The 12,852-nt window shown below is 33.6% G+C and carries 11 protein-coding genes; 6 read left to right on the forward strand and 5 right to left on the reverse strand.

Features of this window, described 5'->3' with window-relative positions; all coding sequences use genetic code 11:
- Window positions 1-5 precede the first annotated feature (5 nt).
- From RT99_RS24035 to RT99_RS24045, 3 genes are all read right to left on the reverse strand, one after another.
- Window positions 6-1,733 carry a phospho-sugar mutase gene (locus tag RT99_RS24035; RefSeq protein WP_042567298.1) on the reverse strand — a complete coding sequence of 576 codons (1,728 nt, stop codon included), beginning with the start codon at window positions 1,731-1,733 and terminating at the stop codon, window positions 6-8.
- 154 nt (window positions 1,734-1,887) lie between these two features.
- Window positions 1,888-2,835 (reverse strand): glycosyltransferase family 2 protein, encoded by a 948-nt coding sequence (locus tag RT99_RS24040; RefSeq protein ID WP_042567299.1) that lies wholly within the window; start codon window positions 2,833-2,835, stop codon window positions 1,888-1,890.
- A gap of 7 nt (window positions 2,836-2,842) precedes the next feature.
- Window positions 2,843-3,373, reverse strand: a complete 531-nt coding sequence (locus RT99_RS24045) for a DUF4199 domain-containing protein (RefSeq protein WP_042567300.1) — start codon at window positions 3,371-3,373, stop codon at window positions 2,843-2,845.
- Window positions 3,374-3,622: 249 nt separating this feature from the next.
- Here RT99_RS24045 and RT99_RS24050 point away from each other — a divergent pair, with 249 nt between their 5' ends.
- The 3 genes from RT99_RS24050 to RT99_RS24060 all read left to right on the forward strand — a co-directional run bounded on the left by RT99_RS24050 (window position 3,623) and on the right by RT99_RS24060 (window position 7,301).
- Entirely contained in the window at window positions 3,623-3,877 is a 255-nt protein-coding gene (locus RT99_RS24050; RefSeq protein ID WP_029272307.1) for a type B 50S ribosomal protein L31, read from the forward strand.
- Between the two features lie 392 nt (window positions 3,878-4,269).
- The gene (locus RT99_RS24055) at window positions 4,270-5,445 is read left to right on the forward strand and encodes a GlmU family protein (RefSeq protein ID WP_042567301.1); all 1,176 of its coding nucleotides are present in this window, start codon (window positions 4,270-4,272) and stop codon (window positions 5,443-5,445) included.
- Between the two features lie 221 nt (window positions 5,446-5,666).
- On the forward strand, window positions 5,667-7,301 hold the full coding sequence (locus RT99_RS24060; protein ID WP_042567302.1) for an ABC-F family ATP-binding cassette domain-containing protein: 1,635 nt from the start codon (window positions 5,667-5,669) through the stop codon (window positions 7,299-7,301).
- A gap of 75 nt (window positions 7,302-7,376) precedes the next feature.
- On the opposite strand, the gene RT99_RS24065 is transcribed toward RT99_RS24060, so the two are convergent.
- Window positions 7,377-7,679, reverse strand: a complete 303-nt coding sequence (locus RT99_RS24065; protein WP_242607252.1) for a GNAT family N-acetyltransferase — start codon at window positions 7,677-7,679, stop codon at window positions 7,377-7,379.
- A gap of 283 nt (window positions 7,680-7,962) precedes the next feature.
- On the opposite strand from RT99_RS24065, the gene RT99_RS24070 reads away from it, so the two are divergent.
- A complete protein-coding gene (locus RT99_RS24070) occupies window positions 7,963-8,622 on the forward strand; it encodes an alpha/beta hydrolase (RefSeq protein WP_042567303.1) in 660 nt (219 codons plus the stop codon).
- Window positions 8,623-8,942: 320 nt separating this feature from the next.
- Here the strand turns inward: RT99_RS24070 and RT99_RS24075 are convergent, their stop codons facing one another.
- Window positions 8,943-9,458: a hypothetical protein gene (locus tag RT99_RS24075; RefSeq protein ID WP_042567304.1), complete on the reverse strand. Its 516-nt coding sequence runs from the start codon at window positions 9,456-9,458 to the stop codon at window positions 8,943-8,945.
- Window positions 9,459-9,624: 166 nt separating this feature from the next.
- Here RT99_RS24075 and rpmH point away from each other — a divergent pair, with 166 nt between their 5' ends.
- Both rpmH and carB read left to right on the forward strand, forming a co-directional pair.
- Entirely contained in the window at window positions 9,625-9,786 is a 162-nt protein-coding gene (gene rpmH / locus RT99_RS24080; RefSeq protein ID WP_008464848.1) for a 50S ribosomal protein L34, read from the forward strand.
- 146 nt (window positions 9,787-9,932) lie between these two features.
- Complete coding sequence (gene carB, locus RT99_RS24085; protein ID WP_042567305.1) at window positions 9,933-12,788, forward strand: carbamoyl-phosphate synthase large subunit; 2,856 nt, start codon at window positions 9,933-9,935, stop codon at window positions 12,786-12,788.
- The last annotated feature ends 64 nt before the right edge of the window (window positions 12,789-12,852 follow it).

Raw genomic sequence — 12,852 nt, forward strand, 5'->3', positions numbered from 1 at the left:
ATTATTTACTTCAATTGCATTCCTGCAATGATATTTTGTATTTTCTGGTCTAAGAAACTTTCTGCGGCGTCAAAATCCTGAACTGATTCTAATTCAGCATTAACGCTGATATAGAATTTAATTTTTGGTTCAGTACCACTTGGTCTTGCGCAAATTTTAGAACCGTCTTCAGTATAATAAATCAATACGTTTGATTTCGGAATATCCATTGCAGATTCTTCACCAGTCAATAAATTTAAGGCAATAGATGATTGATAATCTTCAACCATAATTACGCGTTGTCCGTTGATTTCTTTTAATGGATTTTCACGTAAATCAATCATCATCTGATTAATTTCCTGTAAGCCTTCCATTCCTTTTTTGGTCAATGAAACCAAATATTCTTTATAGAAACCATTTTCAACATAAAGTTGTAAAAGTTCTTTGTAAACAGTGCTTCCGGCAGCTTTGGCCTGAGCAGCCACCTCGCAGATCAATAAAGTAGCAGCAACTGCATCTTTATCGCGAACGGCATCACCAACCATAAAACCAAAACTTTCTTCTCCGCCGCCAATAAACTCAAGCTCCGGAAAATCTTTAATCATTTTGGCAATCCATTTAAAACCTGTCAAACCAACTTTGCATTCTACACCATAACTTGTTGCCAGTTCCATCATCATTGGAGTGGAAACAATGGTAGAGCCCACGAATTGCTTTCCGTTAATTTTGCCTGCTTTTTTCCATTGTTTCAATAAAAAAGAAGTCATCAAAATCATGGTTTGATTTCCGTTAAGCAAAATCATTTTACCATCATTGTTTCTAACAGCAACACCCAAACGGTCGCAATCAGGATCTGTACCAACAACAATATCTGAATTTGTTTTATCTGCCAAAGCCAAAGCCATTGTTAAAGCTTCCGGTTCTTCGGGATTTGGAGATTTAACTGTTGGAAAATCTCCATCAGGAATCGCTTGTTCAGGGACAATATGTACGTTTTTGTAACCTGCCTGTGATAAAGTATCCGGAATAGATTTTATAGAAGTTCCGTGCAATGAAGTAAAAACAATATGCAAATTATCTTTGGCTTCAGCCGGAGTATCAAAACTTGCGTTTTCTATAGATGATTTAATAAAAGCCTTATCGATTTCAGTATCGATATATTGAATCAGGCTTTCGTTTGCGTTAAATTTGATTTTGTCGTAATCTAAATTTTCGATTACATTGATGATTGCTGCATCTTCCGGCGGAACAATTTGTCCTCCATCTTGCCAATATACTTTGTAACCGTTGTATTCCGGTGGATTATGTGAGGCCGTAAGTACGATTCCGCATTGACAGCCTAAATACTTAAGCGCGAAAGATAATTCCGGAGTTGGGCGTAAATCTGAAAACAAATAAACCTGAATTCCGTTTGCAGAAAAAACATCAGCCACAACCTTTGCCAAAGTGTTACTGTTATGACGACAATCGTAAGCAATAACTACTTTTAATGGTTGATTAGGAAAAACTTCATGTAGATAATCTGAAAGACCCTGTGTGTTTTTTCCAAGCGTATATTTGTTAATTCTATTGTTTCCAATACCCATAACACCACGCATTCCACCTGTACCAAATTCCAGGTTTTTATAAAAACTTTCTTCAAGTTCTTTTGGCGACGTTGTCATTAATTCCTTAACGGCCGCTTGTGTTTCATTGTCAAATGTAGGCGTCAGCCATTCGTTTACAGCATTTAAAATATTAGGTGCTATATTCATGTAAATGTGTTTTTAATGTTCTAATTAAAGATAATATTTTTTAAGGAATAATCCTGCTTTATAGTAATTATCAAAAAAATATTTTTATGTTCCTGTAAGAACGCAAAAGATGCTCCTGAATTATTCAGGAACATCATATTTTATTGTCTTTACTTTAAAAATTAACTTCTCGTGCTACTTTATAACGTGCTTCATTGCTTTTAGTACGCAATATAATTTCACCTAAAAATCCGGCTAAAAATAATTGTGTTCCTATGATCATTGATGTTATGGATAGATAAAAATGTGGTCTTTCGGTAATTAATCGGCTTGTTTTGTGAATAAATAATTTATCGATCCCTAAGTACAGGGCTAATAAAAAACCAATCAGAAACATTATGGATCCCAATAAACCAAATAAGTGCATTGGTCTTTTTCCAAACCTTGATAAAAACCAAATCGTAATCAAATCCAGAAAACCGTTGATAAAACGATCCATGCCAAATTTGGTTTCCCCATATTTTCTGGCCTGGTGAATCACAACTTTTTCTCCAATTTTATTAAAACCGGCATTTTTTGCCAAAACCGGAATATAACGGTGCATTTCGCCCGAAACTTCGATATTTTTTACAACTGTATTTTTGTATGCTTTTAATCCGCAATTAAAATCATTTAACTCAACTCCGGAAGTTTTTCTGGCCGCCCAATTAAATAATTTTGAAGGTAAATTTTTCGCCACAACAGAATCGTAACGTTTCTTTTTCCAACCTGATACCAAATCAAATTTTTCTTTGGTAATCATTTCAAATAATCCGGGAATCTCATCCGGACTATCTTGTAAATCGGCATCCATCGTAATAATAACATCGCCTTTTGCTTTTGAAAAACCAGCGTGCAGAGCTTGTGATTTTCCAAAATTCTTCATGAAACGAATCCCTTTTACATTGGGGTTTTCGTTAGAGAAACCTTCAATAATTTCCCAGGAATCATCTGTACTGCCATCATCTACAAAAATGATTTCATAAGAGTAATTGTTAGATTGCATCACTTTAATGATCCACGAATATAGTTCTTGTAGTGATTCCTCCTCGTTTAGAAGCGGTATAAGTATAGATAAATTCATTTATTTTTTATTCTTGTGTAGATTTGCTTTTAAAAAATGCTGCGAAAACTAATCCGAAAATAGCACAGATTACAATAGCGAAAACAGATCCTTTTACTAATTCTAAGGTAGAATAAGGATTTGTTATTTTCATTTTTGCAACAGTTTCATTAATTGTAGAAGCCGGAGTGCCAAATTTTTGTAGCATACCAACCGTATATTTAATCATAATTTCGCTTAAAGTGTCTTTTGCTCCCGGATCAATAACATTAAATAGGACAATGTTGAATAAAGTAGAGATTAGAATACCAATTACCGCTGCAATAAAGTAAGTGGTAAAGGCATCTTTGAAAGGAAAAATCCCATTTAATTCTTTCTTGGTTTTAGAAAGCAAAATGATTGATATCGTTACGTTTATTACTAAACCAAGCAAGCCAAACCACCAGGAAACGAATAGATTCAAATCGACTGCATAAATGGTAGCAGTAATTAGAGCAGATGCAATTCCGATCATTACACCATATGTAATTCCATTCTTCTTTATAACTTCATTAATCATATTTATATATGTTTTAAAATTAATCCACAAATATAGTAATTCCGAATATAATCGCGGGGAAAAAAGCTTTTTGAATTTAAGTAAAAAAAAGTGGCGTAAAGATTTGTATATTAAAAAAGAATTGTAAATTTGCAAACTCAAAATAATTAAAAGTTTTTAAACAAAAAAGAGTATTGTTTGTTTACACCTTTTTCTAACCATGAAAAAGCTTCAAAATAAAAATGCTTTAAACAATAAATAAAAGAAAAGATGAAAAAAGGAATTCACCCAGAAAATTACAGATTAGTTGCATTTAAAGACATGTCAAACGACGAAGTTTTTATCACTAAATCTACTGCAGATACAAAAGAAACAATTGAAGTTGACGGAGTTGAGTATCCAGTTGTAAAAATGGAGATTTCTAGAACATCTCACCCTTTTTATACTGGTAAATCTAAACTTATCGATACTGCAGGACGTATTGATAAATTCAAAACTAAATACGCAAAACACGTTAAAAACTAATAACTGTTTTTATTTATACAAAAGCCTTCCAATTTGGAAGGCTTTTTTTATGCGTCTATTTTTTTTCCAACGATGTACGATTTAAAAAAAAAAAGGATAAGAATCTGATTGTCAATATAGCCCGTGGTTTCAACCACGGGGGCACGTAGGTATCATGGATATATTGCGTCCCAGCGGTTGAAACCGCTGGCTATATTTTTTTGAAGATTATAAAATCAAATCCTGTAAGCATTATCAAATAGCCGTAATCTGAATGAATATAGAATTTGGAGCGAAATAAAAAATTCCTGAATTCGTAGCTATTACCTTAAAACGGATTTAATCAAACTCATAAATATTTGTAACTTTGACTCAGGTAACCAAATCAATTTTAACAATATTAAATCAAATTTATGAACTACATTCTTTTTGACGGTCCCGTCCGGAATGCTTTATTACCGTTTACATTTACAAGACCTGTTGCTGATATTTTAATCGGAATTATGACAATTCGTCAAAAATGGGAAATGCGTTTGGGGTCTACAATCACAACAATTACCGAAGAGTATTTGTCTGCAAAATTTCCGATGGTGGAAATGGAAGAAAATGTAATGATAAATGCGGCGTATTTACCAAATGATACGCTTGCAGAAATGGTTTCTGATTTAAAAGAAAATCAAGCGATTTTTAAAGGAGATGATGTAATTGCTTTTTTTACAAATGAAAACCAGGAAGAAGTTGATTTTGATTCGTATGAAATAATTCAATACAACGAGGATTGTATAACAGTAGAAAATACGTGGGATATTTTTTCTAAAAATGATGCTGCAATTCGTGCCGATTTTGACTACTTGACAGAAGATCGAAAATCACAACCAATCCCGAAAAGTGTAAATGTAATTTCGTCTGAAAATATTTTTATTGAAGAAGGGGCAAAGCTTGAGTTTGTAACGCTGAATGCTTCGGCCGGACCTATATATATAGGTAAGAACGCCGAAATTATGGAAGGAACCGTAATTCGTGGCCCTTTTGCTTTATGCGAAAATGCGCAAGTGAAGCTAAATGCAAAAGTTTACGGCGCCACAACTGTTGGTCCGGGATCAAGAATTGGTGGTGAAGTTAAAAATTCTGTTCTTTTTGCCAATTCAAATAAAGGTCATGATGGATTTCTAGGTGATTCTGTTTTGGGCGAATGGTGTAATATTGGAGCGGATAGCAATAATTCAAACCTGAAAAATAATTACGAAGAGGTAAAATTATGGAGCTATGAAACAGAAGGTTTTGCTAAAACCGGGCTTCAGTTTTGTGGTTTGATGATGGGCGATCACAGTAAATGCGGCATCAATACGATGTTCAATACAGGAACGGTAGTAGGAGTTAGTGCGAATATTTTCGGAAGTGGTTTTCCTCGCAATTTTGTTCCGAGTTTTTCCTGGGGCGGAGCTGCAGGTTTTACCACGTATGTGACTAAAAAAGCTTTTGAAACGGCAAAATTAGTAATGAGCCGAAGAAACATAGAATTTGATGAAATTGAATCTTCAATTCTAGAGCACATTTTTGAGGAAACTAAAAAATGGAGAAAGGATTAATTATCTAATTAGTCAATGTGCCAATTAGATAATTGAAAATATTTGCTCCGCAAAGTTTATATGCTTTGCGGAGTTTTTTATGTTTAAAAAGCTTTTTGTCTTTAATGAGAATTATCTAATTAACAAATTGGCACATTATCTAATTAAATCTATCTTTGCACCACGAAAAAAATGGGTTGTCAGATAAACGATTAACCGATTAAACAAATTCACAGAAAGTAATGATTACAGTTAACGATATTTCGGTTCAGTTTGGTGGAACTACATTATTTAGCGATGTTTCTTTTGCTATAAATGAAAATGATAAAATTGCCCTTATGGGTAAAAATGGTGCGGGAAAATCGACACTTTTAAAAATAATTGCAGGTCAGAGCAAACCCTCAACCGGAAGTATTTCGACGCCAAAAGATGCTGTTGTGGCTTATTTGCCTCAGCATTTATTGACCAAAGATGGTTCGACTGTAATGGAAGAAGCATCTAAAGCTTTTGGTGAAATTTTTAAAATGAAAGCCGAAATTGATGAAATCAACGAGCAATTAACTGTTCGTACTGATTATGAAAGTGATGCTTATATGAAATTGATCGAAAGAGTTTCGGACTTAAGCGAGAAATTTTACGCGATTGAAGAAGTGAATTATGAAGCTGAAGTTGAGAAAATTTTAATTGGTTTAGGTTTTGAACGTGAAGATTTTACTCGTCAGACTTCTGAATTTTCAGGTGGATGGAGAATGCGTATAGAATTAGCTAAAATTTTATTGCAAAAACCGGATTTAATTTTACTGGATGAGCCAACAAACCACATGGATATCGAAAGTATTCAGTGGCTTGAAGAGTTTTTGATCAATTCGGCGAAAGCAGTTGTAGTAATTTCGCACGATAGAGCGTTTGTAGATAATATCACGAATCGTACTATTGAAGTAACAATGGGAAGAATCTACGATTACAAAGCAAAATATTCTCATTATTTAGAATTGAGAAAAGATCGTCGTATTCATCAGCAAAAAGCTTATGATGAGCAGCAAAAAATGATTGCTGATAACAGAGCTTTTATTGATCGTTTTAAAGGAACTTTCTCTAAAACAGATGCCGTTCAGTCTCGTGTTAAAATGCTTGAAAAACTAGTTATTGTTCAGGTTGATGAAGTAGATAATTCAGCATTAAAATTAAAATTTCCTCCGGCAGCACGTTCAGGACAATATCCTGTAGTAGTAAAAGAATTGTCTAAAAAATACGGAGATCATGTAGTTTTTAAAGATGCCAATATTGTGATCGAAAGAGGAGAAAAAGTAGCTTTTGTAGGTAAAAATGGTGAAGGAAAATCGACCATGATTAAAGCTATTATGAAGGAAATAGGTATCGATGAAGGAAGTGTTGAAATTGGACACAATTCTCAAATTGGATATTTTGCTCAAAATCAGGCTTCTTTATTAGATGAAAATGCTACTATTTTTGAAACAATCGATGCAATTGCTGTTGGAGATATCAGAACACAAATTAAAAATATTCTTGGGGCATTTATGTTTCAGGGGGATGATATTACTAAGAAAGTAAAAGTGCTTTCAGGAGGAGAAAAAACACGTTTGGCAATGATAAAATTATTGTTGGAGCCGGTAAACTTATTGATTCTGGATGAGCCTTCGAATCACTTGGATATGAAAACAAAAGATATTATTAAAGATGCATTGCGTGATTTCGACGGAACTTTAATTTTGGTTTCCCACGATCGTGATTTCCTTGACGGATTAGCAACGAAGGTATTTGAGTTTGGAAATAAACGAGTTAAAGAACATTTTGAAGATGTGGCAGGATTCCTGGCTCATAAAAAAATGGATTCTATGAGAGAGATTGAAAAATAAAATTTTCAGTTTTATTATAAACAAAAAGCACAAGTTAATTCTTGTGCTTTTTGTTTTTTATGAAGAAATAAAAAATTAAATCCTAATTCCTGGAGGAAGTAATTCTTTATATTTTGGATTTTTTTTGATGAACTGTACAATTTTTGGGTGAATAGGCATTAATTTAAATTTCTTTTCTACCACAATTTCCATGATACTTTTAAGGATTGTGTCAATTAAAGCTTGGTTTTCAAACCCTTCGGGAGTATTGATTTTAGTTAAAAAAATTTTCTTTTCCTGAAACGAATATTCAACAGAAAGCAATCCTTCGGGGGTTATGGCTTCAAATTGTCTTGCAAAAGTGTTGTCTTTGATTTCCATAATGTCAATAGTTTCCATAATTAGTTGTTCTTGTAGGGTTAAAAAAATAATAGAAATGGTGGGTGCAAATAACTTATATAAAACTCCTTAAAAAGATATTTAACATGTGTTATTTAGATTACAAAGGTAATCATTTGATTCTCAATATTAAATTATTTTTTTGGAGATGCAGTTTTCTCAGGCTTTACTTACTTTTTGTAATTTAAATAAGTTTAATTTGTAATTATGGCGTAAGATTTGTTGTGCATATTGCTAAAAAAAGTAATTTTAGAATCAATTTAAAGCTACAATTTCTGAACTAATGAGTAAAATTCCTGTCTATTTTATGCCTGGTTTGGCTGCAAGTTCGACTATTTTTGAAAGAATCAATTTAGATGAATCTGTTTTCGAAATGTGTTTACTGGAATGGGAGATTCCGCAACCAAAGGAATCCTTGTCTGATTATGCACTTCGAATTACAAAAAACATCAAACATGAAAATCCGGTTTTAATTGGAGTATCTTTTGGAGGGATTCTGGTTCAGGAAATGGCTAAACATATTGATGCCCGAAAAGTTATAATTATTTCGAGCGTTAGAAGCAATTTAGAATTTCCAAGAAGGATGAAAATTGGCAAAACTACAAAAGCCTATAAATTGATTCCGATGAAATTAATTCTGAATATCGAGAATCTTGCAAAATATTCCTTTGGAGAAAAAGTCAACAAACGAATAAAGTTATACGAAAAATTTCTTGCCATGCGCGATATCCGCTATTTACAATGGGCAGTCGAAAATGTGATTTTATGGGATAGGAATCAAATCGATGAAAATATAATTCATATTCATGGTGATCAGGACGAAGTTTTTCCTATAAAATATATCAAAAGCTGCATTATCGTAAAAGGCGGAACTCATATCATGATTCTTAATAAATACAAATGGCTGAATGAAAATCTGCCATCTATTATATTGGAAGATTAATTCCAAAATTCAATTGTTTGTCGGTTCGATATCTTTGTCAAAGTTTAAAACTTTGACAAAGATTTACGCGCAAAGTTATTACTCGCATTCTTGTCGTTCCGAGGAACGAGGGATCTCCGCAAGAAACTCCGCAATCAAAATCGCCAATCTTTGTAGAGTTACGAGTGCGATTTCTCCCTTCGGTCGAAATGACAAACTAAACGGTATTCTTTCCAATAGAAGAAAAATCTAAAATCTAAACTCAGAAATCTAAAATGAAAAAAATCCCGAACGCCAGTAAATTGGAATTTGGGATTTTTAATATTGTAGTTTAAAGAAATTTAAATTTTCTTCATTTGTTCTTTCATCATTGTGATTTGCTCTTTCAACATACCTTGTTTGTCCAGTTTCTTGGCTTCGTTCAATAAATTAGTTGCTTCAAGCTTTCTTCTGCGTGACATGGCCACTCCCGCAAGGTTTAATTTTGCTACGGCCAAATCCATATCCATTGACAGTCCAAGTTCGATAGCTTTTTTGAAATGTTTCTCAGCCTGATTGATATTAGTTTGAGATAACATGATTCCATGAAGGTAATTAAAATATCCTTGTTGTTTTCTAACCAATGCTGCTTCGGGATTTTTAATGTATGCCAGCCATTTTTTAGCCCCTTCAAAGTCTTGTTTTCTTAATTTAAGGAAGGCTAAAAGGATGAATTCGTTTTTAAAGTAAAGAAAAATTGGAATTGCAGTAAGTAAAATAAGGAAAATTCCATTTCCGATATTACTTTCTGTAAATTGCCAAATGCCAGCAACTACAAGAAGTCCGGCCAAAATAAGTTTAATATTTTTGTGAAACATAATAGATGTATATTTGTGATTGCAAATATAGTAAAATGAATTAAAAATATTTTTATTAAAGTACTTGCGGGAAAAAAAAGTCTTTGTATATTTGCACTCGGTTTTCGAATAACGATATTCAAAAACAGAAAAGAGATATTAGACACCATTTTAAAGATACAAAGCAATGAGCAAAAGAACATTTCAACCATCGAAAAGAAAAAGAAGAAATAAGCACGGATTTATGGACAGAATGGCTTCTGCGAATGGAAGAAAAGTTCTAGCGCGTAGAAGAGCAAAAGGAAGACATAAATTAACTGTTTCTAGCGAACCTAGACACAAAAAATAATGTTTCTATAAACATAAATAAGGCGTTACTTTTTTAGTATCGCCTTTTTTTATACCTTGTCAGTAAAAAAACTTGCAACATTCTAGTTTTTAATGTACTACAGATCATTTTTGAAATACCATATATAACTACACAATACAAATAAAATGCCTAAAGACACATCAATAAAATCAGTTTTAATAATAGGGTCAGGACCTATTGTTATTGGTCAAGCTTGCGAATTTGATTATGCCGGATCTCAATCTGCACGTTCTATTCGCGAAGAAGGAATTGAAGTTATCTTGATAAACTCAAATCCAGCGACAATTATGACCGACCCAACTATGGCCGATCATGTTTATCTAAAACCATTAACGACAAAATCGATTATTGAAATTCTGAAGGAACATCCACAAATTGATGCTGTTTTGCCTACAATGGGAGGACAAACAGCTTTAAATTTATGTTTGGAAGCTGAAGAAAAAGGAATTTGGCAGGACTTTGGAGTAAAATTAATTGGAGTTGACGTAAACGCAATTAATATTACCGAAGACAGAGAGCAGTTTAAACAGCTTTTAGAAAGAATTAATGTACCAACTGCACCTGCAAAAACAGCTACTTCATACTTAGAAGGAAAAGAAATTGCTCAGGAATTTGGTTTTCCGCTTGTAATTCGTCCTTCGTTTACGCTTGGAGGAACTGGAGCTGCAATTGTTTACAAAAAAGAAGATTTTGATGAGCTTTTAACACGTGGACTTGAAGCTTCACCAATTCACGAAGTTTTGATTGACAAAGCTTTGATGGGATGGAAAGAATATGAGTTAGAACTTTTAAGAGATAAAAATGATAATGTTGTAATCATTTGTTCGATCGAAAATATGGACCCGATGGGAATTCATACCGGAGATTCGATTACAGTTGCACCTGCAATGACATTATCTGATACAACATTCCAAAAATTACGTGACTATGCAATCTTAATGATGCGTAGTATTGGAAACTTTGCGGGAGGTTGTAACGTACAATTCGCAGTTTCGCCAGATGAAAAAGAAGATATCGTAGCGATCGAGATTAACCCTCGTGTGTCTCGTTCATCTGCTTTAGCATCAAAAGCAACAGGTTACCCAATTGCTAAAATTGCGTCTAAACTGGCTTTAGGATACAATCTTGATGAATTACAAAACCAAATTACAAAATCGACTTCGGCTCTTTTTGAACCAACTTTGGATTATGTAATCGTGAAAATACCACGTTGGAACTTCGATAAATTCGAAGGTGCTGACAGAACTTTAGGACTTCAGATGAAATCTGTAGGTGAAGTAATGGGAATTGGACGTTCGTTCCAGGAAGCGTTACACAAAGCTACTCAATCTTTAGAAATTAAAAGAAACGGTCTGGGAGCTGACGGAAAAGGATATAAAAACTACGAACAAATTATCGAGAAACTAACTTTTGCAAGTTGGGATCGTGTTTTTGTAATTTATGACGCAATTGCAATGGGAATTCCGTTGAGTCGTATTCATGAAATCACAAAAATCGATATGTGGTTCTTAAAACAATACGAAGAGCTTTATACTTTAGAGAAAGAAATTTCGAACTATAAAATTTCTAATCTTCCAAAAGAATTATTGCTTGAAGCCAAACAAAAAGGTTTTGCCGACAGACAAATTGCACACATGATGAATTGTCTTGAAAGTGAAGTTCACACTTTAAGAATGGATCAAAACATTAACCGTGTGTTTAAACTGGTTGATACTTGTGCGGCAGAGTTTAAAGCGTTGACACCTTATTACTACTCAACTTTTGAAGCTGAAATCGAAAAAGCAAACGGCGAGCGTTATGTAGATAACGAAAGCATTGTAACAGATAAAAAGAAAATCATCGTTCTTGGTTCAGGACCAAACAGAATTGGACAAGGAATTGAGTTTGATTATTCTTGTGTTCACGGAGTTTTGGCTGCAAAAGAATGTGGTTACGAAACCATCATGATCAACTGTAACCCGGAAACAGTTTCGACTGATTTTGATACAGCAGATAAATTGTACTTTGAGCCGGTTTTCTGGGAACATATTTACGACATCATTCAGCATGAGAAACCAGAAGGTGTAATTGTTCAGTTAGGTGGACAAACAGCTTTGAAACTGGCTGAAAAATTATCTAAATACGGAGTGAAAATCATCGGAACTAGTTTTGATGCACTTGATTTAGCAGAAGACAGAGGACGTTTCTCAGATTTATTAAGAGAATTGCATATTCCTTTCCCACAATTTGGAATCGCTGAAACGGCTGACGAGGCTTCTGCACTTGCAGATACTTTAGACTTCCCATTATTGATTCGTCCTTCTTATGTATTAGGAGGTCAGGGAATGAAAATTGTAATCAACAAAAAAGAATTAGAAGAACACGTTATCAATTTATTGAAAACAATTCCAGGAAATAAATTGCTTTTAGATCACTATTTAGCCGGAGCAATCGAAGCTGAAGCTGATGCCATTTGTGATGCTGATGGAAATGTTTACATCATCGGGATTATGGAGCATATCGAACCTTGCGGAGTTCACTCTGGAGATAGTAATGCTACTTTACCTCCTTTTAACTTAGGAGAATTTGTAATGCAGCAAATAAAAGATCATACGGTAAAAATTGCAAGAGCGCTGAAAACAGTTGGTTTAATCAACATTCAGTTTGCGATAAAAGACGATACGGTTTATATTATCGAAGCAAATCCAAGAGCATCGAGAACGGTACCGTTTATTGCAAAAGCTTACGGAGAGCCTTATGTAAACTACGCTACAAAAGTAATGTTAGGACACAATAAAGTAACTGACTTTAAGTTTAATCCGCAATTGAAAGGTTATGCGATTAAACAGCCGGTTTTCTCTTTCAGTAAATTCCACAATGTGAACAAGGCATTAGGACCAGAAATGAAATCTACAGGAGAAAGTATCTTGTTTATTGATGACTTAAAAGACGATCAATTCTACGAATTGTACTCTAGAAGAAAAATGTATTTGAGTAAATAATCTCAAATACTTAATATAAAAAAAGCTCCATAAATTTATGGAGCTTTTTGGTTGTAAGATCTAT

This window comes from Flavobacterium sp. MEB061 (assembly GCF_000834715.1).
Taxonomy (GTDB): domain Bacteria; phylum Bacteroidota; class Bacteroidia; order Flavobacteriales; family Flavobacteriaceae; genus Flavobacterium; species Flavobacterium pectinovorum.